Annotated in this window: 21 protein-coding genes; 10 read left to right on the forward strand and 11 right to left on the reverse strand. The window is 71.6% G+C overall.

What is annotated here, in order from left to right:
* Positions 1 to 280: 280 nt before the first annotated feature.
* Genes OOK31_RS12295 through OOK31_RS12305 form a run of 3 tightly spaced genes read left to right on the forward strand, consistent with a single transcriptional unit; the run spans position 281 to position 3,827 of the window.
* On the forward strand, positions 281 to 805 hold the full coding sequence (locus OOK31_RS12295) for a PadR family transcriptional regulator (protein WP_267012476.1): 525 nt from the start codon (positions 281 to 283) through the stop codon (positions 803 to 805).
* Positions 802 to 1,488, forward strand: a complete 687-nt coding sequence (locus tag OOK31_RS12300; RefSeq protein ID WP_267012477.1) for an ABC transporter ATP-binding protein — start codon at positions 802 to 804, stop codon at positions 1,486 to 1,488. The genes OOK31_RS12295 and OOK31_RS12300 overlap by 4 nt, the downstream gene beginning before the upstream one ends.
* Complete coding sequence (locus tag OOK31_RS12305; RefSeq protein ID WP_267012478.1) at positions 1,485 to 3,827, forward strand: FtsX-like permease family protein; 2,343 nt, start codon at positions 1,485 to 1,487, stop codon at positions 3,825 to 3,827. The genes OOK31_RS12300 and OOK31_RS12305 overlap by 4 nt, the downstream gene beginning before the upstream one ends.
* A 9-nt stretch (positions 3,828 to 3,836) precedes the next feature.
* Here the strand turns inward: OOK31_RS12305 and OOK31_RS12310 are convergent, their stop codons facing one another.
* On the reverse strand, positions 3,837 to 4,784 hold the full coding sequence (locus OOK31_RS12310) for a hydrogen peroxide-inducible genes activator (protein ID WP_267012479.1): 948 nt from the start codon (positions 4,782 to 4,784) through the stop codon (positions 3,837 to 3,839).
* 135 nt (positions 4,785 to 4,919) lie between these two features.
* On the opposite strand from OOK31_RS12310, the gene OOK31_RS12315 reads away from it, so the two are divergent.
* Both OOK31_RS12315 and OOK31_RS12320 read left to right on the forward strand, forming a co-directional pair.
* On the forward strand, positions 4,920 to 5,474 hold the full coding sequence (locus tag OOK31_RS12315) for a peroxiredoxin (RefSeq protein ID WP_267012480.1): 555 nt from the start codon (positions 4,920 to 4,922) through the stop codon (positions 5,472 to 5,474).
* Positions 5,475 to 5,477: 3 nt separating this feature from the next.
* Entirely contained in the window at positions 5,478 to 6,017 is a 540-nt protein-coding gene (locus tag OOK31_RS12320; RefSeq protein ID WP_267012481.1) for an alkyl hydroperoxide reductase, read from the forward strand.
* Between the two features lie 73 nt (positions 6,018 to 6,090).
* Here OOK31_RS12320 and OOK31_RS12325 read toward each other — a convergent pair whose 3' ends face one another.
* The 5 genes from OOK31_RS12325 to OOK31_RS12345 form a co-directional block, all read right to left on the reverse strand.
* Positions 6,091 to 6,765: a hypothetical protein gene (locus OOK31_RS12325; protein ID WP_267012482.1), complete on the reverse strand. Its 675-nt coding sequence runs from the start codon at positions 6,763 to 6,765 to the stop codon at positions 6,091 to 6,093.
* Complete coding sequence (locus OOK31_RS12330) at positions 6,749 to 8,092, reverse strand: AI-2E family transporter (RefSeq protein WP_267012483.1); 1,344 nt, start codon at positions 8,090 to 8,092, stop codon at positions 6,749 to 6,751. The genes OOK31_RS12325 and OOK31_RS12330 overlap by 17 nt, the downstream gene beginning before the upstream one ends.
* Before the next feature lie 150 nt (positions 8,093 to 8,242).
* Positions 8,243 to 8,980 (reverse strand): transglycosylase SLT domain-containing protein, encoded by a 738-nt coding sequence (locus tag OOK31_RS12335; RefSeq protein WP_267012484.1) that lies wholly within the window; start codon positions 8,978 to 8,980, stop codon positions 8,243 to 8,245.
* Positions 8,981 to 9,403: 423 nt separating this feature from the next.
* Positions 9,404 to 10,720 carry a PhoH family protein gene (locus tag OOK31_RS12340; protein ID WP_267012485.1) on the reverse strand — a complete coding sequence of 439 codons (1,317 nt, stop codon included), beginning with the start codon at positions 10,718 to 10,720 and terminating at the stop codon, positions 9,404 to 9,406.
* Positions 10,721 to 11,037: 317 nt separating this feature from the next.
* Positions 11,038 to 11,799 (reverse strand): isoprenyl transferase, encoded by a 762-nt coding sequence (locus OOK31_RS12345; RefSeq protein WP_267012486.1) that lies wholly within the window; start codon positions 11,797 to 11,799, stop codon positions 11,038 to 11,040.
* A 127-nt stretch (positions 11,800 to 11,926) separates the two neighbouring features.
* Between OOK31_RS12345 and mgrA the strand changes: the two genes are divergently transcribed.
* Positions 11,927 to 12,964 carry an L-glyceraldehyde 3-phosphate reductase gene (gene mgrA, locus OOK31_RS12350; protein WP_267012487.1) on the forward strand — a complete coding sequence of 346 codons (1,038 nt, stop codon included), beginning with the start codon at positions 11,927 to 11,929 and terminating at the stop codon, positions 12,962 to 12,964.
* A gap of 152 nt (positions 12,965 to 13,116) precedes the next feature.
* Here mgrA and OOK31_RS12355 read toward each other — a convergent pair whose 3' ends face one another.
* Positions 13,117 to 13,839: an A24 family peptidase gene (locus tag OOK31_RS12355; protein ID WP_267012488.1), complete on the reverse strand. Its 723-nt coding sequence runs from the start codon at positions 13,837 to 13,839 to the stop codon at positions 13,117 to 13,119.
* 91 nt (positions 13,840 to 13,930) lie between these two features.
* Between OOK31_RS12355 and OOK31_RS12360 the strand changes: the two genes are divergently transcribed.
* From OOK31_RS12360 to OOK31_RS12370, 3 genes are all read left to right on the forward strand, one after another.
* A complete protein-coding gene (locus OOK31_RS12360) occupies positions 13,931 to 14,299 on the forward strand; it encodes a DUF192 domain-containing protein (protein WP_267012489.1) in 369 nt (122 codons plus the stop codon).
* 59 nt (positions 14,300 to 14,358) lie between these two features.
* Positions 14,359 to 14,976 (forward strand): SMI1/KNR4 family protein, encoded by a 618-nt coding sequence (locus tag OOK31_RS12365; protein ID WP_267012490.1) that lies wholly within the window; start codon positions 14,359 to 14,361, stop codon positions 14,974 to 14,976.
* 300 nt (positions 14,977 to 15,276) lie between these two features.
* The gene (locus tag OOK31_RS12370; RefSeq protein WP_267012863.1) at positions 15,277 to 16,575 is read left to right on the forward strand and encodes an extracellular solute-binding protein; all 1,299 of its coding nucleotides are present in this window, start codon (positions 15,277 to 15,279) and stop codon (positions 16,573 to 16,575) included.
* A 207-nt stretch (positions 16,576 to 16,782) separates the two neighbouring features.
* On the opposite strand, the gene OOK31_RS12375 is transcribed toward OOK31_RS12370, so the two are convergent.
* On the reverse strand, positions 16,783 to 17,406 hold the full coding sequence (locus tag OOK31_RS12375) for a hypothetical protein (protein ID WP_267012491.1): 624 nt from the start codon (positions 17,404 to 17,406) through the stop codon (positions 16,783 to 16,785).
* Positions 17,407 to 17,593: 187 nt separating this feature from the next.
* Here OOK31_RS12375 and OOK31_RS12380 point away from each other — a divergent pair, with 187 nt between their 5' ends.
* Complete coding sequence (locus tag OOK31_RS12380; protein ID WP_267012492.1) at positions 17,594 to 18,727, forward strand: serine hydrolase; 1,134 nt, start codon at positions 17,594 to 17,596, stop codon at positions 18,725 to 18,727.
* 23 nt (positions 18,728 to 18,750) lie between these two features.
* Here OOK31_RS12380 and OOK31_RS12385 read toward each other — a convergent pair whose 3' ends face one another.
* The 3 genes from OOK31_RS12385 to OOK31_RS12395 all read right to left on the reverse strand — a co-directional run bounded on the left by OOK31_RS12385 (position 18,751) and on the right by OOK31_RS12395 (position 21,898).
* The gene (locus OOK31_RS12385; RefSeq protein WP_267012493.1) at positions 18,751 to 19,074 is read right to left on the reverse strand and encodes a nuclear transport factor 2 family protein; all 324 of its coding nucleotides are present in this window, start codon (positions 19,072 to 19,074) and stop codon (positions 18,751 to 18,753) included.
* Between the two features lie 127 nt (positions 19,075 to 19,201).
* Complete coding sequence (locus tag OOK31_RS12390; RefSeq protein WP_267012494.1) at positions 19,202 to 20,089, reverse strand: polysaccharide deacetylase family protein; 888 nt, start codon at positions 20,087 to 20,089, stop codon at positions 19,202 to 19,204.
* A gap of 225 nt (positions 20,090 to 20,314) precedes the next feature.
* The gene (locus OOK31_RS12395; protein WP_267012495.1) at positions 20,315 to 21,898 is read right to left on the reverse strand and encodes an MDR family MFS transporter; all 1,584 of its coding nucleotides are present in this window, start codon (positions 21,896 to 21,898) and stop codon (positions 20,315 to 20,317) included.
* Between the last annotated feature and the right edge of the window lie 71 nt (positions 21,899 to 21,969).

The raw sequence follows: 21,969 nt of genomic DNA on the forward strand, positions 1-21,969 counted from the left end.
GGGGCCCGTGGGCCCTGGAGACCGGTGGACCCGGAGGCTCGTGGGCCGGCGGGCCGGGAGACCCTGGCGGGGGCGGCTCCCAAGGTGCCAGCCCCGCGGGGGCCCCGCACCGAGCCGCCCCCGGCGCCCGCGAAGTCCCCACGAATGGCCGCAGCCCCGGCTCCCGCCGGAACGGATGCCGGGCGCCGGGCGCGGCCACGGCCCGGCCCCACGACCCCGGCCCCGCCTCGACCCGGCGACCTATACACGGTGCGTATACACCACGTGTATAGTCGCCCGCATGTCCATCGGTCACACCCTGCTCGGCCTCCTGGAGGCCGGCCCGCGCCACGGCTACGACCTCAAGCGCGCCTTCGACGAGAAATTCGGCCACGACCGCCCTCTCGCCTACGGGCAGGTCTACTCGACCATGTCCCGCCTCCTGAAGAACGGCCTCGTCGAGGTCGAGGGCATCGAGTCCGGCGGCGGCCCCGACCGCAAGCGGTACGCCATCACCGACGCCGGGATCACCGACGTCGAGGCCTGGCTCGCGCAGCCCGAGAAGCCCGAGCCGTACCTCCAGTCCACCCTCTACACCAAGGTCGTCCTCGCCCTGCTGACCGGCCGCAGCGCGAACGAGCTGCTGGACACCCAGCGGGCGGAGCACCTGCGGCTGATGCGCATCCTGACCCAGCGCAAGCGCAAGGGCGACCTCACCGACCAGCTGGTCTGCGACCACGCCCTGTTCCACCTGGAGGCCGACCTGCGCTGGCTCGAACTGACCGCCGCCCGCCTCGACCAGCTCGCCCGGGAGGTACGCCCGTGACCCCCGCCGGTACCCTGCTCGCCGCCACGGACCTCCGCAAGGAGTACGGACCCACCACCGCCCTCGACGGCGTCGGCTTCTCCATCCACCCCGGCGAGGTCGTCGCCGTCATGGGCCCCTCCGGCTCCGGCAAGTCGACCCTGCTCCACTGCCTCGCCGGGATCGTCCCGCCCGACTCGGGCACCGTCACCTACGCGGGCCGCGAGCTGACCGCCCTGAACGACGCCGAGCGCAGCGCCCTGCGCCGCACCGAGTTCGGCTTCGTCTTCCAGTTCGGCCGGCTCGTCCCCGAGCTGACCGCGGTGGAGAACGTCGCCCTGCCGCTGCGTCTGAACGGCGTGAAGCGCAAGGAGGCCGAGGCGACGGCCCTGCAGTGGATGGAACGGCTCCAGGTCGAGGACACCCGCACCAAGCGCCCCGGCGAGATCAGCGGCGGCCAGAGCCAGCGCGTGGCCGTCGCCCGCGCCCTGGTCACCCGGCCCCGGGTGGTGTTCGCCGACGAGCCCACCGGAGCCCTCGACTCCCTCAACGGCGAACTGGTGATGCAGCTGCTCACCGAGGCGGCCCGGTCCGCGAACGCCGCCGTCGTCCTGGTCACGCACGAGACCCGCGTGGCCGCGTACTCCGACCGCGAGATCGTCATACGTGACGGCCGGTCCCGTGACATGGAGCGGATCATATGAACGGCCGCGCGGTATGGGCCCGCGACCTCGCCATGGGCGCCCGCTTCGCCTTCGGCGGCCGCGAGGGGTGGATCCGCACCCTGCTCACCGGCGTCGGGGTCGGCCTCGGAGTCGCCCTGCTGCTGATCAGCACCGCGATCCCCGGCGCGTTCGCCGCCCGCATCGACCGCGAGGCGGCCCGCGAGAGCGCGAACAGGTCCATCACCAACGGACCGCGCGGCGACACCCTGCTGGCCGTGAAGGTCAACCAGAACTACCACGGCCTGGACATCGGCGGCCGCCTGGTGGAGGCGGAGAGCCCCCGGGCCCCCCTCCCGCCGGGCCTGACGAAGATCCCCGGCCCCGGCGAGCTGGCCGTCTCCCCCGCGCTGGGCAAGCTGCTGGACTCCGCCGACGGAGCGCTGCTGCGCGAGCGCCTCGACGGGCGGGTCACCGAGACGGTCGGCGACGCCGGCCTGACCGGCCCCGGCGAACTCCTCTTCTACCTGGGCGGCGAGAAGCTGGAGCAGCGCGCCCCGCAGGAGTTCCGCGTCCTCGACCGCATCGGCGTCTTCGGCGCCACGGTGCGGGAGCGGAACCTCGACCCGGTGCTGACGCTCCTGGTCGTCCTGACCTTCGTGGCCCTGCTCACGCCCATCGCCGTGTTCATCGCCGCCGCCGTCCGCCTCGGCGGCGAGGGGCGCGACCAGCGGCTCGCCGCGCTGCGCCTGGTGGGCGCCGACAGCCCCATGGTGCGCCGGATCGCGGCCGGCGAGGCACTGGTCGGGTCCCTGGCCGGGCTGCTGTTCGGCGCCGGGTTCTTCCTGATCGGCCGCGGGCTGGTCGGTTCCGTCACCCTCGGCCAGCGCAGCATCTTCCCGGCGGACCTCGACCCCTCGCCGGGGCTCGTGCTGCTGGTGGCCCTCGCCGTGCCCGCCGCCGCCGTGGCGGTGACCCTGTTCACCCTGCGCGGGGTGGTCGTCGAACCGCTGGGCACGGTCCACCGGCAGACTCCGGGCCGGCGCCGGATCTGGTGGCGGCTGCTGCTGCCCGCCGCCGGGCTCGGGCTGCTGGCGACGATGCCGCGCGGCGCCGGTGAGACCGCGGGGCTCAGCCAGTGGCAGGTCGCGGGCGGTGCGCTGCTGCTGCTGGTCGGCATCACCGCCCTGCTGCCCTGGGTCCTGGAACGCGCCGTCGGGCGGCTCTCCGGCGGCCCGGTCTCCTTCCAGCTGGCCGTCCGCCGGCTCCAGGTGAGCACCGGCACCGCCGCCCGCCTGGTCAACGGCATCGCGGTCGCCGTGGCCGGGGCCATCGCCCTGCAGATGCTCTTCTCGGGCGTCGAGGACTCGTACACCAGGGAGACCGGCCAGGACCCGACGCGGGCCGCCGTCGCGGTCGTGCTGCGCGACGGCGACGGCACCCGGCTCGACACGATCGCCGGGCAGATCTCCGCCGCCCCGGGCGTCGCCAGGACCGTACCGCTGGCCACCTTCCGCGCGGCGCACCAGATCCCGGTCCCCGACATCGGGCAGCGGATCGACGTCACCGTCGGCACCTGCGAGGCGCTCGCCGAGGTCGCGGTGCTCGACTCCTGCAAAGAGGGCGACGCCTTCGTCCTGACCGCCGAGCGGGGCATCTACGGGGCCACGGCCAAGCCGGGCGACGAGCTCTTCACCGGGGACGTCAGCGGCTACGGCACCGACGGGGAACCGGCCGCCAAATGGACCTTCCCGGCAGGCGCCCGCAAGGCCCTCGGCCGCCCCGATCCCACCGGCCTCCTGCGCGAGGGCCTGCTCGTCACCCCGTCCGCCGCGCCGAAGGACCTGGGCGACGGCCGGACCGCGCGGATCTTCGTCCAGCTCGACGACTCCGTGCCCGACGCGCTGGAACTGGTCCGCACGGCCACCTTCAAGGCGGCTCCCTTCGCCACCGCCATGACGCTGAAGGAGACCTACCGGGTCTCCAGTTACGGGGCGATCCGCACCGGTCTGCTCTTCGGCGCGACCGGCGTGCTGGTCCTGATCGGCACGAGCCTGCTCGTCTACCAGCTGGAACAGCTGCGCGAGCGCCGCAAACTGCTGTCCGCGCTGGTCGCCTTCGGTACGAAGCGCTCCACGCTGGGCCTGTCGGTGCTGTGGCAGACGGCCCTGCCCGTCGGGGTGGGCGTGGCCCTCGCGGCCGTGGCGGGGATCGGGCTGGGCTCGCTCCTGCGGGCGATGACGAGCCGCCCGCTCGTCGTCGACTGGACCGTGGTGGCGACGATGACCGGCGCCGGCGCGGGCCTGGTCGTCGCGGTGACCCTGCTCAGCCTGCCGCCGCTGCTGCGCCTGGTCCGCCCCGACGGCCTGCGCACCGAGTAGCCGAAGGGCTCAGTCGGTGGGCCATACCGGGAGCGGGCGCACGGCCTCGCGCAGTGCGCCCGCGATGGCCCGGAACTCCTCCTGCCGGGCCGTGCCGCTCCGCACGGCCAGGGCGATGCGCCGCGAGGGGGCGGGCTCGGCGAAGTACCCGGTGGACAGCTGCTCGTTGCGGGTCGTCTCCAGCCGCAGCGCGGTGCGCGGCAGCAGGGTCACCCCGAGTCCCCCTGCGACGAGCTGGACGAGGGTGGAGAGACCGGCGGCGGTGGTGGTGACGTCCGCCCCGGCGGTGCGGCCGGCCTCCCGGCAGATGTCCAGGGCCTGGTCGCGCAGGCAGTGCCCCTCGTCGAGCAACAGGAGCTGCAGGCCCCGCAGTTCCTCGCGCGGGATGTCCCGGCGTCCGGCGAGCGGGTGCTCGCGGGGCGCGAGGAGGACGAAGTCCTCGTCGAAGAGCGGCAGTTCGGTGACTCCGGGGACTCCGAGCGGGACCGCGAGCAGCAGCAGGTCGAGCCGCCCGCCGGCCAGCCCTTCCAGCAGCGAGGAGGTCTGCTCCTCGTGGACCTGGAGGTCCATGCGGGGGTAGCGCCGCTGGAAGAGCCCGAGCACGGTCGGCAGCAGGTACGGGGCCACGGTGGGGATCACTCCGAGGCGCAGCGCCCCGGTGAAGGGGGCCCGTACGGCCTCGGCCTCCTCCAGCAGTCCGCCGACCGCCTCGAGCACGCCGCGGACCCGCAGGGCGATCCGCTCCCCGGCGGGCGAGAGCAGCACCTTGCGGGTGGTGCGTTCGAGCAGCTGGACGCCGAGGGCCTCCTCCAGTGCGGAGACGGCCCCGGACAGGGCGGGCTGGCTCATGCCGATGGCCGCGGCGGCGTCGCGGAAGTGCAGGTGCTCGGCGACGGCCGCGAAGGCGCGCAGCTGTGCGAGCGTCGGTTGCTTCGTTCCTCTATTACTGACAGCCACTGATAGGTATCTCCGATCGCTCGGCACAAGAGTAGCTATTTCTGTAATCAATGCAGCTGTGTCAGCATGTGAGATCCGTCCAACCCCCTCGGAAAACCCCCAAAAGGGGCACTTTCCATTCCGCAAGGAGAGTTCGTGCTCACTGTCGGTGACAAGTTCCCCAGCTACGACCTGACCGCCTGCGTCTCCCTCGAAGCCGGCAACGAGTTCGCCCAGATCGACCACAAGACCTACGAGGGCAAGTGGAAGGTCGTCTTCGCCTGGCCGCTGGACTTCACCTTCGTGTGCCCGACCGAGATCGCCGCCTTCGGCAAGCTGAACGAGGAGTTCGCCGACCGCGACGCCCAGGTCCTCGGCTTCTCCCTGGACTCGGAGTACGTCCACCACGCCTGGCGCAAGGACCACGCCGACCTGCGTGACCTGCCCTTCCCGATGATGTCCGACATCAAGCGCGAGCTCTCCACCGAGCTGGGCATCCTCGGCGAGGACGGCCTGCCGATGCGCGCCGTCTTCATCGTGGACCCGAACAACGAGATCCAGTTCTCGATGGTGACCGCCGGTTCCGTGGGCCGTAACCCGAAGGAGGTCCTGCGGGTCCTCGACGCCCTGCAGACCGACGAGCTGTGCCCCTGCAACTGGAACAAGGGCGACAGCACCATCGACGCCGGCGCGCTGCTGGCCGGTGAGTGACGGATGTCCCTCGACTCCCTGAAGTCGGCCATACCGGACTTCGCCAAGGACCTGAAGCTGAACCTCGGTTCGGTCATCGGCAACCAGGACAAGCTCTCCGAGCAGCAGCTCTGGGGCACCGTCCTGTCCTGCGCGATCGCCGCCCGCTCCCCGCGCGTCCTGCGTGAGCTGGAGCCGGAGGCGAAGGCGGTCCTGTCGGCGGAGGCGTACACCGCCGCCAAGTCCGCCGCCGCGATCATGGCGATGAACAACGTCTTCTACCGCACGCGGCACCTGCTCTCCGACCCGGAGTACAACACCCTGCGCGCGGGCCTGCGGATGAACGTCATCGGCAACCCGGGCGTGGAGAAGGTCGACTTCGAGCTGTGGTCGCTCGCGGTCTCCGCCGTCAACGGCTGCGGCCAGTGCCTGGACTCGCACGAGCAGGTCCTGCGCAAGGCGGGCGTCGACCGCGAGACGGTCCAGGAGGCCTTCAAGATCGCTTCGGTGATCCAGGCCGTCGCCGTCACCCTCGACGCCGAAGCGGCCCTGGCCGCCGAGTAGTCACCCGTACGTACGGCGACGTACGCACGACGGGGCCCCCGCAGCCGTCACCGGCGGCGGGGGCCCCGCGCGTTCACCTGCGCAGCCGGGCCATCAGGGCCCGCATGTCCTCGATCATCGCGGACTTGACCGCGTCCTCGTCGAGGGCCTCGCTCTCCACGTCGCCCCACCAGGTGACGGTCATCGTGAAGACCGCCCCGCCGTCGAGCACCTGGAGCCGGGGCTTGTCCTGCTGTCCGGTGAACGTCGCCCGCTCGCCGAGTCCGGGAACCTGCTCCGCCGGGACGGACGGCATGCGCAGGTACGGATTGACATCGGGCCCGGAGCCGAACTCCACCTCGGGGTCCGCCTTCTTGTGCAGCTCGACCAGCACCTGCCCCTCGTGGGTGAAGGGGGACTCGCCCTTCCCCCCGGTGGAGAAGCAGTACGACCAGTCCAGCGCGGCACTCTCCGCGTGACTGGGCATCCCCACCCCGAAGCCGCCGGCCACCGCGCCGACCGCCTTCAGCGGGGTCTCCGTGCAGAGCTGCTCGCTGTGCCGGTAGCGGATCGGCGGCCCGGCGTCGGCGGAACGTTCCCGCACCGCCAGCGTCCCGGCCCACACCGCGGAGGCCAGCACCATCCCGCCCAGCGCCCATACCCACGGCGCCCGTCGGCCGCGCGGGGGCGCGGTGGGGGCGTCCGGCCGGGCGTCCTCGGCGGGGCGGCCCGTGGCCCACTCCCCCTCGAGTTCAGGCTCGCTGATCATCCCCGGCCTCCCGCGCCGCCGCCCCGACCGCCGTGGCCCCGTGGGGCGCCGGCCCGGCCAGGGCCGCGGCGTGGTTGCGCTCGCGCGAGTACGCCCGCAGGTACCCGACCACCGTGTTCGTGACGGCGACCAGCGGTACGGCCACCACCGCCCCGCCGATGCCCGCGATCATCCCGCCGGCCGCCACCGACAGCACCACCGCGAGCGGGTGGACCCGTACGGCCCGGCCCAGGATGAAGGGCTGGAGCACGTGCCCCTCGATCTGCTGCACCGCCAGCACCACCAAGAGCACCATCAGCGCGATGAACGGCCCCTGCGTCACCAGCGCCACGACCACCGCGAGGGCGCCGGAGATCACGGCGCCGACCAGCGGGATGAAGGCGAAGAGGAAGATGAACACGGCCAGCGGCACGGCCATCGTCACGTCGAGGAAGTACAGCCCGAGGCCGATGAAGACGGCGTCGATGAGCGCGACGAGCACCGTGCCGCGCACGTACGCGGTCAGGGTGCGCCAGGCGCGCGGACCGGCGCCCGCGACGCCGGGGCGGGCGGCGTTCGGGACCAGGCCGAGCACCCAGCTCCAGATCTTCTTGCCGTCGTAGAGCAGGAACAGCGTCGAGAACATCGCCAGCAGGATGCCCGTCAGCACCTCGACGAGCACCGTCACGCCCTGGAGGCCGGCGGAGGTGATCTGCTCGGTGTTGGTGCCGATGGTCTCGCTGAGGTTCTTCGCGATGTCGTTGATCTGCTTCTCGGTCACGTGGAACGGACTGTCCAGTGCCCAGCTCTTCAGCTCGTTGATGCCCTCGCGGAGCCGGTTGGAGAGGTCGTCGAGGTTCTCCATGACCTGCCAGACCACGAACCAGCCGACCAGCCCGATCACGACGAAGCCCAGGATCGCGGTGACGGCCGTGGCCAGCCCGCGCGGCAGGCCGAGCCGGCGCAGCCGCACCACGAACGGCTGGAGCAGCGCGGTCACCAGCATCGCGGCGGCGAAGGCGAGGACGACCAGGCGGACTTCGCTGATCACCTTCATCAGCACCCAGAGCATCCCGGCGAGCAGCAGCAGCCGCCAGCTGGCCTCGGCGGCCACCCGCACCCCCCACGGGATGACGGTCACCGGGTCGGGCCGCTCGGGGGCGTGCGCCGGCCGCGCGGGCGCGTCCTGCGGCGCGGGGACGGGCTCCTCGACGGCCATGACGGGGGCGGGCGGCGGCGGTTCTGCAGAGGTCTCGGCCTCGACCTCGGCCCGCCGTTCGTCGAGGCGCTCCTCCATCCGGCTCAGTCTGCTGCCGAGCCGGCCGAGCCAGCCTGCCCTCTTCGCCATGTCGTTCCCTTCCCCCCGCCCACCGCGCCCGTTGCGCTCGTACGGTCACACCTCGCAAGACCGTACACGCGAGGAGCCCCGCACCGTATGACGGTGCGGGGCTCTCCGGGGTTGCCGGGGGCACGGGCTTGGGGCCCGGGCCTGGGCGGCCTAGTACCAGTCGTTGGCCTGGTGGAAGCTCCAGGCGCTGCACGGGCTGCCGTAGCGCTCGTTCATGTAGCCGAGGCCCCACTTGATCTGGGTCGCCGGGTTGGTGCGCCAGTCGGAGCCGGCCGAGGCCATCTTCGAACCGGGCAGGGCCTGGACCAGACCGTAGGCTCCCGAGGAGGAGTTCACGGCCTTGTAGTTCCAGGTCGACTCGGCGTCGATGATGTTGGAGAAGCACTGGAGCTGGCCCGCCGGGACCAGCTGCGCGGCGATGGCCTTGACCTGGGCGACCGTGTAGGAGCCCTGGACCGGGATGTCGGCCGCGTCGCGGCTGGCGGACCGGCTCGCGACCTGGCCCTCCTCGTCGCGCTCGGCCTTGGCCTTGGCCTCCAGCTCGGCCTTGGCCTTCTTGGCCTTCTCCTCCTCCGCCTTCTCGGCTTCGGCCTTCTTGGACTTGGCGTCCTCGGCGGCCTGGAGGCGGGCTGCTTCCTCCGTCGAGCGCTTGGCGTCGGCGTCGGCCGCGTGGGCGATGGCGTCGGCCTGCTGCGCGAGGGTCGCGCTCTGGACCTGGGCCTGCTCGCCGGCCGGGGTGTCGGAGAGGAGCGTCGCGCCGGACGCGGCGGTCGTCTCAAGGTCGTTGGAGGTGGAGGAGTCGCCAGTGGCGACGCCGACGACGGCGCCGACGGTGGTGACGGCGGTGGCCGAAGCCACTGCGATCCCCCGGACCGAGATCCGGCTCACACGGTGTCCTTCCAGCAGCGTCCGCAGTGACCGCGCGGGCGCGAGATTGCCCTCGTCACTGGTCTCCGTGGTGGTGCGGTCACTGGAGACGCGGGCCCGTGGGCAACTCCCCTGCGGGGGCTGCCACGTGAAATCCGGGCGGCATACGGTCATCGGCTGTGGAGTTGTGGTGCTGCGCGTATCCCACGGGAGATACAGGTGTGCCGTATGCGGGGCCTGACGGAAACCAGACTCTGCCGGACCGCGACGCCGCAGGGCAATTCCGCGTTGCGTGGGAAAGGTCACACCTGGCATGTCGCGGCTGATTGCGACAAAGGGCTGTGCGGCACGACGCCGCCCGGCTAGGCTCTCGGGCCTTTGCCGGGCGGCGCCAACTCCTCTTCCCGCTATGGGGGTTTTGACCCTTTCAGGACGGGTGTCCGGTCAGAGTGTTTCGAGCATTTCCGTGACCAGCGCGGCGATCGGCGAGCGCTCGGAGCGGGTGAGCGTGATGTGGGCGAAGAGCGGATGCCCCTTCAGCTTCTCGACCACGGCGACGACTCCGTCGTACCGGCCGACCCTCAGGTTGTCCCGCTGGGCCACGTCGTGGGTGAGCACCACCCGCGAGTTGGCCCCGATCCGGGACAGGACGGTCAGCAGGACGTTGCGCTCCAGGGACTGCGCCTCGTCCACGATCACGAAGGCGTCGTGCAGCGAGCGCCCGCGGATGTGCGTGAGCGGCAGGACCTCCAGCATCCCGCGGTTCAGCACCTCCTCGATGACCTCGCGCCCGGCCACCGCCGAGAGGGTGTCGAAGACCGCCTGCGCCCAGGGGCTCATCTTCTCGGAGGCGTCCCCGGGCAGGTAGCCGAGGTCCTGGCCGCCGACCGCGTACAGCGGCCGGAAGACCATCACCTTCTGGTGCTGCCTGCGCTCCAGGACCGCTTCCAGGCCCGCGCACAGCGCCAGCGCCGACTTTCCGGTGCCGGCCCGGCCGCCCATCGAGAGGATCCCGATCTCCGGGTCGAGGAGCAGGTCCAGGGCGATGCGCTGCTCGGCGCTGCGGCCGTGCAGCCCGAAGGCCTCGCGGTCGCCCCGTACGAGCTTCACGTTGCCGTCGGCCGTGACCCGGCCCAGGGCCTTGCCGCGCTCGGACTGGATGACCAGCCCCGTGTGCACGGGCAGTTCCGCGGCCTCCGGTACGTAGAGCCGCTCCTCGGAGTAGAGGAGGTCCACCTGCTCCCCGGAGAGGGAGATCTCGCTCATGCCGGTCCACCCGGCATCGGTGATGGCGAGTTCGGCCCGGTACTCCTCCGCGAGCAGCCCCACGGAGGAGGCCTTGATGCGCAGGGGAAGGTCCTTCGAGACGACCGTGACGTCGTAGCCCTCGGCCTGGAGGTTGCGGGCGACCGCGAGGATCCGCGAGTCGTTGTCCCCCAGCCGGAAGCCGGCGGGCAGGACGCCCGGGTCGGAGTGGTTGAGCTCGACGCGCAGGGTCCCGCCCAGATCGCCCAGCGGGATGGGGGCGTCGAGGCGACCGTAGCGGACCCGGAAGTCGTCGAGCAGGCGCAGGGCCTGGCGCGCGAAGTAGCCGAGTTCGGGATGGTGCCTCTTTGCCTCCAGCTCGGTGATCACCACGATCGGGAGCACGACCTCGTGCTCGTCGAAGCGGGAGATCGCGTTGGGGTCTGCCAGCAGGACGCTGGTGTCGAGGACGTAGGTCCGCCTGTCGGGCAGGCGGCGCTTTGTGCTGGTCACCACGGAAGGACGTACCCCCTCGGAAGAGGTCGGGCCATGAAGACCGGACCGGTCAACGGCGCCAGTGCAGGGGCCGAATTCCGGCCCTCCATTCCGTCCGTGCGAACCGCACGCTCGTCCTGGTGCAAAGGGCCTCCCGGGCGGACGGCCCTGTGCCGTCCGCTGAGACTCGACACCCGTGGATCGGGCGTCGACCTGCCAGGGTTATGCCCTCGAACATGCGCCGCCATGCCATGGCATATGACGGACGCTCGGTGAATCCCTGGTGAAGGCTTTGCGAGGGGGGCGTGCGGGACCGAGGGGGTGTCAGCTCCGCGGGATCAGGTGCCGTAGCGCCGGTGGCGGGCGGCGTAGTCGCGCAGGGCGCGCAGGAAGTCGACCTTGCGGAAGGCCGGCCAGAAGACCTCGCAGAAGTAGTACTCGGAGTGCGCGCTCTGCCACAGCATGAATCCGGACAGCCGCTGCTCCCCGCTGGTGCGGATCACGAGGTCCGGGTCGGGCTGGCCGCGCGTGTAGAGGTGCTCCGCGATGTGGTCGATGTCCAGGACCTCTGCGAGCTCCTCGAAGGAGGTGCCCTTCTCGGCGTGCTCCAGGAGCAGCGAGCGGACCGCGTCGGCGATCTCCTGGCGGCCGCCGTAGCCGACGGCGACGTTGACCGTTATGCCCTTGATGTCGTGCGTGGCCTGCTCGGCCTCCTTGAGCACGGTCTGGGTCCGCGACGGCAGGATGTCCAGGTTGCCGACGTGGTGGACGCGCCAGCGGCCGTCCTCGGCCAGCCCCCTGACCGTGTTCTCGATGATGTTGAGCAGCGGCCGGAGCTCGACCTCCGGCCGGTCCAGGTTGTCCGTGGAGAGCATCCACAGGGTGACGACCTCGACGTCCGTCTCGGTGCACCAGCCCAGCATCTCGGAGATCTTGTCGGCGCCGGCCTGGTGGCCCTGCTCCGTCGTGCCTCCGGACGCCTTGGCCCAGCGCCGGTTCCCGTCCAGGATGACGCCGATGTGCTTGGGCGACGCGTCATGGTCGAGGCGGCCTTCCACCCGGCGTGCATAGAGCCTGTACACCAGGTCGCGCAGCTTCACGATCTTCGAGCCCCTCCGTGCAATGCCCCCGTGCGAATTGCGGTCTCCCCCGAGTCCGCCACATTACTGCGCGGCGGGATGGGGTACCCAACTCGGTCTGTCACAAGTCCGTGATAGGGAGGACATCGTGACTGATAACAATCCCTATCGGGCAGAGCCCGCCCGCTACGACTCCATGGAGTACCGGCGCACCGGCCACAGCGGCCTCAAGCTCCCCGCGATCTCCCTCGGCCTCTGGCACAACTTCGGTGACGACAGGTCCCTGGAGTCCCAGCGCTCGATCCTGCGCCGCGCCTTCGACCTCGGCGTCACGCACTTCGACCTGGCCAACAACTACGGCCCGCCGCCCGGCTCGGCCGAGCTCAACTTCGGCAAGATCTTCGCCCAGGACTTCGCGTCCTACCGCGAGGAGCTGGTGCTCTCCACCAAGGCCGGCTACCTGATGCACCCCGGCCCGTACGGCGAGTGGGGCAGCCGCAAGTACCTGCTCGGCTCGCTCGACGCCTCGCTGAAGCGGATGGGCGTGGACTACGTCGACGTCTTCTACTCGCACCGCTTCGACCCGGAGACCCCGCTGGAGGAGACCATGGGCGCGCTCGCGTCCGCGGTCCAGCAGGGCAAGGCGCTGTACGTCGGCGTCTCCTCGTACACGGCGGAGCAGACGGCCGAGGCCGCGCGGATCCTGCGCGACATGGGGGTGCGCCCCCTGATCCACCAGCCCTCGTACTCCATGATCAACCGCTGGACGGAGGAGGACGGGCTGCTGGACACCCTGGAGGAGGCCGGCATGGGCTGCATCTCCTTCGCACCGCTGGCCCAGGGCCTGCTGACCGGCAAGTACCTCCAGGGCATCCCGGAGGGTTCGCGGGCCAGCCAGGGCAAGTCCCTGAACCCCTCGCTGCTGTCCGAGGACGTGGTGCGGCGGCTGGAGGGGCTGAACGAGATCGCGGCGCGGCGCGGGCAGTCGCTGGCGCAGCTGGCGCTGAACTGGGTGCTCCGGGACGACCGGATGACCTCGGCGCTGATCGGCGCGTCGAGCGTGCGGCAGCTGGAGGAGAACGTGGCCGCGCTGGCCGGCGCGCCGCTCTCGGAAGAGGAACTGAAGGAGATCGACTCCTTCGCCGTGTCCACCCCCGGCACCAACATCTGGGCCCAGCGCGGCTGACCTGCGGCGATGTCCCGGGCTTGAGGAAAGCCTGAGGAAAGGCGCGGAGAAGAAAAAACGGGCCGGTCCGTGGGGGGGATACGGACCGGCCCGAGGGGGGGGTTCCACCATAACCCTTCGTAAAGCCTGATGCGTGCATCGGCGCGAAACGATTACGCTCCGAATCCGCCCAGCAGCACTCCGGTGAGGGCTCCGGCGGCCATGAAGGGTCCGAACGCGAAGCCCGTACGGCGGCCCGCGCGACCCCGAAGGACCAGGCCAAGGCCGTATACGGCCCCGTAGAGGAGGCCGAGGAAGGCCCCCGCCACCCATACCCCCCACCCGTACCACCCAAGAGCGACCCCCAGCGCGAGCGCCAGCTTGACGTCGCCGAGGCCCATCCCGGCCGGGTTGATCAGGAACAGCACGAGGTACGAGGCCCCGAGCGCGCCCCCGCCCAGCAGCGCGAGCCGCCAGGACCCGGCGGCGCCGGGCAGCAGGGCGGCGGCGCCCAGGAGTGCGGCGGTGGCGGCGGCCAGCGGCAGGGTGAGCACGTCGGGCAGCCGGTGCACGGCGAGGTCGACGAGGGCCAGCAGGACGAGCACGGGCGCCAGCGCGGCGAACACGGCGGTCTCGGGGCGCGGCCCGAGACCGGCCGCGAGGGCCCCGCAGGCGGCCGCGCAGGCCGCCCACGCCCCACGGGGGCCGTAGCGGTGGGCGGGGCCGCCGCCCGGGCAGCGGGCCGGGCCGAGCCACCCGGCGACGGGATGCCCGTCGGGGCACCGCCCGCGCCACGGTTCCCCGGCGGGGACGGACAGCCGGTAGGCGGCGCGCGGCAGCGCCAGCCCGGCGGCGGCGCCGTACGCGACGGCGATGACGATCAGGAGTACCCGCACCCGCCGAAGGTAGCCGGGACCCTGCCGGAGATCCGCCGGATCCGGCCGATCGGGCCGCTCCGGCGCCGGGGCGCGGCCTAGGGTGGCCGCCATGACGCGGCGGTGGCGGGACGGCAAGGGGATCCTCAGGGTCGGCGCGGCGGAGCCGGGGGCGGTGGAGGTCCCGCTGGAGGTGGCGGCCTCGTACCGGGCCCGGACGCGCGGGCTGCTCGGCCGGGACGCGGTCGAGGGGGCGCTGCTGCTGACCCCGGCGGCGAGCGTGCACACCTTCGGGATGCGGATCCCGATCGACGTGGCCTACCTGGACCGGAACCTGCGGGTGCTGGCCGTGGTCACCATGCGCCCGGGCCGCCTGGGCCTGCCGCGCCCGCGCTCCCGCCACGTCCTGGAGGCGGCGGCCGGCGCGATGTCCGACTGGGGGCTGCGGGCCGGGAGCCGGGTGGGCGTCGAGACGGCCTAGGTCGACAGGCCCCTGGGCGGTAGGTTGGGGCGGTTGAGCTGGGGTCTCAGGGGAGCGGCATGAGTGAGAACGCGCGGATCAAGGCGCTGGAGCAGATCATGCCCGCGACGCACGGGGCCGACGAGGACATCGACTGGCAGGCGGCGGAGGCCGTCTGGGGTACCCGTTTCCCGGCCGACTACGTGGCCTTCATGGGGCGTTTCGGGGCCGGCTCCATCAACGGCGAGGCCAGCATCCTGCTGCCGCTGCCCAAGCCGGGCCTGCAGTGGGACCCGGCCGAGATGGCCGAGGAGACCGCCAACGCCCGGCAGGCCTGGGAGGCCGAGGGCGGCCGGGCCGCCTTCGACGTGGACCCGGAGTCGATCATCGCCTGGGGCGTCACCGGCGGTTCCGACATCCTGTGCTGGCTGACCACCGATCCCGACCCGGACCGCTGGCCGGTACTCGTCGTCGGGCGGCACACCGCCGACTCCTTCGCCGTCCATCCGTACGGCATGGCCGAATTCCTGCTGCTGCTGTGCTCGGACGAGTTCGACGTGAGCCCCGTCAGCATCACCTTCTGGGACGGCGGCCACCTCAGCTTCGTGCACTGGCGCAAGGCCCAGCGGCGCTGGCAGGAGGGCCGCAACCCCGAGACGGGCGAGCCCGACCCGTACGCGGGCGAGTTCGCCGACTGATCCCGGCCCCTTCCGCGCACCCCGCACCCTGACGCCCGTTTCCCGGCCGGAAACGGGCGTTTCGTCATGTCTACGGAAGTCTACGCGCGTCCGAATTATGGATCACATATCGGAAAACACCATCAGGAAAAGCCGTGGTTGGAGCATTCGACATAACTTCCGACCCAATGGAATCAACCGCCCTACCGGCAGGAGAGAATTCCGGCCAACGGGCCACGGAGGGACACCCCAGCCCGGAGTAACTCATAAGTAATAACGGGAATCAAAGAAAATCAGGGGTACCCACCCGTGCGACGAAGAATGTTCGGCGCGACCGCCACGGCGGCCGTGCTCGGTCTGCTGATACCACTGTCCGGCTGCGGAAGTTCCGAGGCGGGGTCGGGCGGCGACGACACGTTGCGCCTGGTCGCCGCCGAATACGGCGACAGCTCGGGCAACAGCTCCAAGGCTTTCTGGGACAAGGTGACGGGTGATTTCACCGCCGCCAACCCCGGTATCAAGGTCGAGGTGCAGTTGCTCCCCTGGGCCGACATCGACCGCGAGGTCTCCCGTATGGTCCGGGCCGGCAAGGCGCCGGACATGGCCCTCATGGGCTCGTACTCGGACTTCGCGGCCCAGGGGAAGCTGTATTCCGCGGAAGAGCTGCTCTCCATCACCGCCGAGGCGAACTTCCTCCAGCCCCTCGCCGAGGCGGGCTCGGTCGGCAACACCCTCTACGGCCTGCCCTTCGTGGCGAGCAGCCGTCTCCTCTTCTACAACCAGAAGCTGCTCGCCGACGCCGGGGTCATCCCCAAGGACAGCTCCGCCGTCTGGCAGCCGAAGAGCTGGTCGGACCTGAAGGCGGCGTCCAAGGCGCTCAAGGACAAGGGCGTGAAGACCCCCTTCGCCATCCCGCTGGGCCCCGAGGAGGCGCACGCGGAGGCGATGATCTGGGAGCTGGGCAACGGCGGCGGCTACGCCGACAGCAGCGGCAACTACAGCCTGGCCTCCGACCAGAACATCGAGGCCCTGAAGTGGGTCAAGGACAACATGGTCGGTCTCGGCCTGACCGGTCCGGTCCCGCCGTCGCAGCTCAACCGCGCCGACGCCTTCGCCGCCTTCCTGCGCGGCGAGGTCGGGATGCTCAACGGCTACCCCTCGCTCTCGCACGAGGCGAAGGCCAAGGGCATCACCGTCGGGGCCGTCTCCATGCCGGTCTCGGACATGCTGGGCGCCGGCGAGACCCCGCCGACCGTGGGCGTCGCCGACTGGATGATGGCCTTCAAGCAGAACGGCCACCGCGCGGAGATCGGCAAGTTCCTCGACTTCGTCTACTCCGACAAGAACCTGTCGGACTTCGCGGGCCGCTACCACCTGCTGCCCTCGACGGTCACGGCGTCCCGCACCCCGGCGGGCGGCGGCCTCGACAAGACCGACGAGCAGTTCCTGACGGCGCTGCGCGGCGCCCAGCTCTACCCGGTCAACGACCCGTCCTGGGTGACGGTCAGCGACACGATCAAGCGCAGCATCGGGCGTGCCGTGGAGCCGTCCGGCAACCCGAAGGCCGTCCTGGACGACATCGCCGCGAAGGCGACCGAGGCCTCGAAGAAGAAGCACTGACGGCGGACCGACAACCGACAGCAGTACGAAGTTCCGTGGGACACGGGACTTTCGCCTCGCTCCCGCACCCCATCCCGTGCGGCAGAATGACGGTGACGGCTCTTGATCCAAGGCCGTGGCCCAGTCGCCCGACGAGCGCCCACAAGGCGCACGGGGCGGCAGGCCTCCCCCCTCCCCCCCTCTTTCCCTTCCGGCTCTTCTCCCGCCTCAGATCCGGCCGTTGTCCGAGGAGAAGGCCGTCCGGTACTGCTCGCAGCTGGAGTTCCAGCGCAGCGTGCCGCCCACCGTGCCGTAGCCCGGGCGCGTGAGCGACCACTCCACCGTGTACTCGCCGGTGTCGCACGCGATCCGCGTGCCCCCCGCCACCTTCTCGCGCCCCGTCGCGGGCCGGTCCTTGAGCTCCCGGGTCACCTCCCCCGCCTTCGCGCGCTTCGCGTCGCGCAGCACGGCGTGCAGGACGAGCGGGTGCCGGCCGTCCTTGGTGGTCACCCCCTTCTTCACCAGCGTGGAGTCGGACACCGACCAGGCGAACTCGTACGAGGGCAGCCAGGCCAGCGTCTTGGGGTCGGCGACCTGCCGCTCCTCGCGCGGGGCGAACTCCGGGGCGGGCCGGCTGACCGTGTCGTACTGCACTCCCGGGTGGAAGCGGACCTGCCCCTCCACCTTGTGCATCTCGTCCTTGGTCCACATCGATTTCATCGCCTTCTCGCCCCCGGCGGGGTCCTGGAGGTACGTGCCCCCGGCGGCGGTGGCGGCGGCCTGGCCCAGGGCCGGAGCGAGGGCCGCGACGGCGGCGGCGAGGGCCAGGGCGTTGGTACGGGTGCGCTTCATACCCGCACCAACGGGACCCCTCGGCGGGCCGGAACGAGGCCGCCCACGCGTTCACCCGTACGGGAGCGGGCGGCGGACGCACAGGTGACACACTCCCGGTCCGGGCGGGAACGCGGCCGGGGCCCTCTGGTTGGCTCGGGAAGCAACACCACGCACGGTGAACGACGTACGGCTTACGGGGGACGACATGAGCGTGACAGTGAACGGCACGGTGGCGGCGGGCTGGGAGCCGGTCCGGGAGGCCTTCGCGGCCTTCGCGGCGGCCGAACCGCACTCCCCGGAGGCACAGCTGGCGGTACGTCACCACGGCCTGACCGTGGTCGACCTGTGGGCCGGCGAGGACACCGACGGGGACACCCTGAGCGGGGTCTTCTCCGTCACCAAGGGCGCCGCCCACCTGGTCGTGGCGCTGCTGGCGCAGGACGGCGTACTGGACCTGGAGCGGCCGGTGTCCTCGTACTGGCCGGAGTTCACGGGCCACGGCAAGGAGCGGCTGACCGTACGGCAGCTGGTGGCGCACGGGTCCGGGCTGATCGGCGTCCCCGGGGGCTTCTCGTACGAGGAGGTCGCGGACGACGCGGTGCTCGCGGCGCGGCTGGCCGGCGCGGAGCCGTACTGGGAGCCCGGGACGGCGTACGGCTACCACGCCTTCGTGATCGGCGCGCTGACGGGCGAGGTGGTCCGGCGGGCCACCGGCCGCTCCCTCCAGGAGGTCTACGAGGAGCGCGTGCGGGCGCCGTACGGGCTGGACCTGTACATGGGGCTGCCGCCGGAGCTTGAGGGCCGTTGGAAGCCGGTGGAGATGGCGCCGACCCCCGCCCAGCTGGAGGCGCTCGCCTCGGGCGGGCCGCTGCCGGAGCTGCTGAAGGTCGCCTTCAACTGGCACCGCGAGCCCCGGATGGACCTGGTCGCGCACGTCAACCACCCCGCGACCAGGGCGAAGGGCCCCGCGTCGGCGGGCGGAATCGGTACGGCGCGCGCGGTGGCGGCCCTGTACGCGGCGGCCGTCGGCGGGCTGGACGGCCGGCCGGCGCTGCTGAAGCCGGAGACGGTGGCCGACGTCGCCCGGCTGCACACCCCGGGGCAGGACTCGGTCACCGCCGAGCCGGACCACTTCGGGCTGGGCTTCGAGACGCAGCCGCAGGTCGGCCCCGAGGCCTTCGGGCACTCGGGCGCGGCGGGCGGCCAGGGCTTCGCCGACCCGGTCACGGGCATCGCGTACGGGTTCACGCGCCGCCGCTTCGGCCTCCCCGGCGGGCTGGCCCCGGAGAACGGACCTCTGACGGCGGCGGTGCTGGAGGTGGCTCGGGGCCTCGGCTAGGCCAGGGACGGCCTAGGCCGCGCTCAGGCCTGGCCGGTCTCGAAGCGGCTGACGCGGCCGTCGGGGGTGACGTCGAACCGCCAGGCGGTGCGCATCTCGCCCCAGGTGTCGTTGCGGTAGTCGACGACGAGGGCGCGGCCGGCGTCGGCCTCGGACGCGACGGCCATGTGGCCGCCGGAGGAGAAGATCTCCCGCTCGGTCCAGTCGGCGATGTCCCGGTCCGAGCCGTCGTCGGACATGGTGGCGTCAGGGGTGAGGGCCGCCGCGAAGGCATGCTGGTCCCCGGCGTTGACGGCGGTGACGAAGGCGCGGACGGCGGGGTCGGTGAGCTGGGCCGGGTCGATCACGGAACCTCCTGGAGCGGGCGGGCGTACGGTGCTGCGTGCGCGACCAGGGAACACCGTGGGCGGGTCCGGGGCACCGACCGTCACCCGTTCGCCGCCGGACGGCGTGTCCGGCGGGGCGGGGGTGTCGTCAGGAGGGGTCGGGGGCGGTGCGGACCGGGAAGCCGGTCGGACGGCCCTGGTCCTTCAGCCAGGCCAGTACCTGGTCGAGGGCGGTGACGGTCTGCTTGCGGTCGCCGCCGCCGTCGTGGAAGAGGATCGTCGGGCCGTTGCCTATCTCGCGCTTGACGGCGTCGACGATGGCGGCGGCGCCCGGCTTGACGAAGTCCTTGGTGTCGACGTTCCAGCCGAGCGGGCGCATCCCGTTGGCCGCGGCGATGCGCCGGCTGTCGGGGGTGAAGGCCCCGCCCGGGGCCCGGTAGTACTCGACCTTCGCGCCGCCGCCGGCCGCCTCCTCGATGAGCTTCTTCGCGTCGAGGATCTGCGCCTGCTGGTAGGCGACGGGCTTCTTGTCCATGGCGGTGTCGTGGTTCATGGTGTGGTCGCAGAGCCGGTGGCCGGCCGCGACGACCCGCTTGACCAGGTCCGGGTGGGCCTTGGCCTGCGGGCCGATCATGCAGAAGGTGGCCTTGACGCCGTGCTTGGCGAGGACCTCCAGCACCTGCGGGGTCCAGCGGGGGTCGGGGCCGTCGTCGATGGTGATGTTGACGGCGTTCCCGCCGCTCTCCGAGGCGTGGGCGATGCTGTCGGGCAGCTGCGGGCCGGGGGCGGGGGCGGCGGACTTGCCGTCGCCGCCGGGCTTTCCGTCCGCAGGGGTCTTGCCGTCCGTCTTGCCGTCCGTCTTTCCGTCGGTCTTGCCGTCCGTGGGGGTCTGGCGGGCCGCGTTCTCGGGCGGGGCGGTGGGGTGGTCGTCGACGGGGACCAGGGTCGTCACTCCCCAGATGGTCGCGGCGACGGCGGCGGCCGAGGCCCCGACGGCCAGCCGGGCCCGGAGACCGTGCTTCTGCGTACGCGTCATGTGTCCACTCCCCATCCGCCCTTGCAAGGGTTCTGTGGGTCATGACGCCTTCGTCCTCGGCAGGGGTTCCCCTCAATTGCCCCATAAATTCCAGGTAATAAGGAGTTTGAACCTTTATCGTCCCGGGTGCCCCACCCGTCACATCTCCGTCACACACGAACGGCGGGTCCGGTCCGGGAAGTTCTCCCGGTCCGGACCCGCCGTGTCACAGCCGTCCTGCGGTGCTCAGTGCGCCATGGAGTCCTGCGGTGCGGCTGCCGCCTTGGCGCCCGCGTCGCCGCCGGCCGGGGCCGGACCCGCTCCCCGCAGCGGGACCTCCTTGACGAACCAGGCCGCCAGGAAGCCCAGTACGGCGATGGCCGCGCCGAGCAGGAACGCGGAGTGCGTACCGGCGGCCACCGCGTGCTGGTAGGCGTCGCGGACGGCCTCGGGCAGCTTGGCCAGGCTCGCCGCGTCCAGCTGGGCGGAGCCGGCGGCCTGCGCGGCCTGCGGGCCGAGGCGCTCGGACATGGTGTCCGTGACCTGGCTGGTGAAGAGCGAGCCCATCAGGGCGACGCCGAAGGAGCCGCCGAGCGTACGGAAGAGGGTGGCGGAGGAGGATGCGACGCCCATGTCCTTCATGTCGACGCTGTTCTGCGCGACGAGCATGGTGATCTGCATCAGGAAGCCGAGACCGGCGCCGAGGACGGCCATGTAGAGGCCGGAGACCAGGCGCGTGGTGCCGGTGTCCATGGTCGCGAGCAGGAACAGACCGACGACCATGAGCGCGCCGCCGACGATCGGGAAGACCTTGTACTTGCCGCTGCTGGTGGTGATCCGGCCCGCGACGAGCGAGACGGCCATCATCGAGAGCAGCATGGGCAGGAGCAGCAGCCCGGAGTTGGTGGCGGAGGCGCCCTGCACCGACTGCTGGAAGAGCGGCAGGTAGAGCACGCCGCCGAACATCGCGAAGCCGACGAGGAAGCCGATCACGGACATCAGGGTGAAGTTGCGGCTGCGGAAGATGTGCAGCGGCATGACCGGCTCGGCGGCCTTGGTCTCGGCGTAGACGAACGCGGCGGTGGACACGATGCCGACGGCGATCAGGCCGATGATCTCGGCGGAGCCCCAGGCGTACTCGGTGCCGCCCCAGGTGGTGACCAGCACGGTCGAGGTGATCGCGATCGTCAGCAGGGCCGCGCCCAGGTAGTCGATCTTCCCCTGCGCCTTCTTCTTGGGGAGGTGCAGCACGGCGGTGACCATCGCGAGGGCGACGGCACCGAGGGGGAGGTTGATGTAGAAGGACCAGCGCCAGCCCATGTGGTCGGTGATGGTGCCGCCGACCAGCGGGCCGCCGATCATGGCGAGGGCCATCACGCCGGCCATCATGCCCTGGTACTTGCCGCGCTCGCGGGGCGGGATCAGGTCGCCGATGATCGCCATGACACCGACCATCAGGCCGCCGGCGCCGAGGCCCTGGATGGCGCGGAAGCCGATCAGCTGGCCCATGTCCTGGGCCATGCCGCTGAGCGCGGAGCCGATCAGGAAGATGACGATGGAGGTGAGGAAGGAGCCCTTCCGCCCGTACATGTCGCCGATCTTGCCCCAGATCGGGGTGGAGGCGGCGGTGGCGAGGGTGTAGGCGGTGACCACCCAGGAGAGGTGTTCCAGGCCGCCGAGCTCGCCGACGATCGTCGGCATCGCGGTGCCGATGATCATGTTGTCGAGCATGGCCAGCAGCATCGCGATCATGAGGGCCATCAGTACGACGCGGACGCTGCGGGGCTTCACCCCCTCGGAGTTCTCCGGCTTCATGACTGACTCACTCATGTCCACTCCCCTGGAACCGGCACTGCGGTCCTCGCGCGCTCTCGTACTTCTTCGTCGTCTCGCCCGTCGTG

The sequence above is a fragment of the Streptomyces sp. NBC_00249 genome (assembly GCF_026342355.1).
In the GTDB taxonomy this organism is placed as follows: Bacteria; Actinomycetota; Actinomycetes; order Streptomycetales; family Streptomycetaceae; genus Streptomyces.

Excerpts from the sequence above, each read along its gene's own strand:
- OOK31_RS12390 (WP_267012494.1), bottom strand. The coding sequence starts at position 20,089 with ATGACGCGTACGCAGAAGCACGGTCTCCGGGCCCGGCTGGCCGTCGGG.
- OOK31_RS12295 (WP_267012476.1), top strand. The coding sequence starts at position 281 with ATGTCCATCGGTCACACCCTGCTCGGCCTCCTGGAGGCCGGCCCGCGC.
- OOK31_RS12330 (WP_267012483.1), bottom strand. The coding sequence starts at position 8,092 with ATGGCGAAGAGGGCAGGCTGGCTCGGCCGGCTCGGCAGCAGACTGAGC.
- OOK31_RS12325 (WP_267012482.1), bottom strand. The coding sequence starts at position 6,765 with ATGATCAGCGAGCCTGAACTCGAGGGGGAGTGGGCCACGGGCCGCCCC.
- OOK31_RS12320 (WP_267012481.1), top strand. The coding sequence starts at position 5,478 with ATGTCCCTCGACTCCCTGAAGTCGGCCATACCGGACTTCGCCAAGGAC.
- OOK31_RS12380 (WP_267012492.1), top strand. The coding sequence starts at position 17,594 with ATGAGCGTGACAGTGAACGGCACGGTGGCGGCGGGCTGGGAGCCGGTC.
- OOK31_RS12395 (WP_267012495.1), bottom strand. The coding sequence starts at position 21,898 with ATGAGTGAGTCAGTCATGAAGCCGGAGAACTCCGAGGGGGTGAAGCCC.
- OOK31_RS12365 (WP_267012490.1), top strand. The coding sequence starts at position 14,359 with ATGAGTGAGAACGCGCGGATCAAGGCGCTGGAGCAGATCATGCCCGCG.
- OOK31_RS12305 (WP_267012478.1), top strand. The coding sequence starts at position 1,485 with ATGAACGGCCGCGCGGTATGGGCCCGCGACCTCGCCATGGGCGCCCGC.
- OOK31_RS12360 (WP_267012489.1), top strand. The coding sequence starts at position 13,931 with ATGACGCGGCGGTGGCGGGACGGCAAGGGGATCCTCAGGGTCGGCGCG.
- OOK31_RS12370 (WP_267012863.1), top strand. The coding sequence starts at position 15,277 with ATGTTCGGCGCGACCGCCACGGCGGCCGTGCTCGGTCTGCTGATACCA.
- OOK31_RS12375 (WP_267012491.1), bottom strand. The coding sequence starts at position 17,406 with ATGAAGCGCACCCGTACCAACGCCCTGGCCCTCGCCGCCGCCGTCGCG.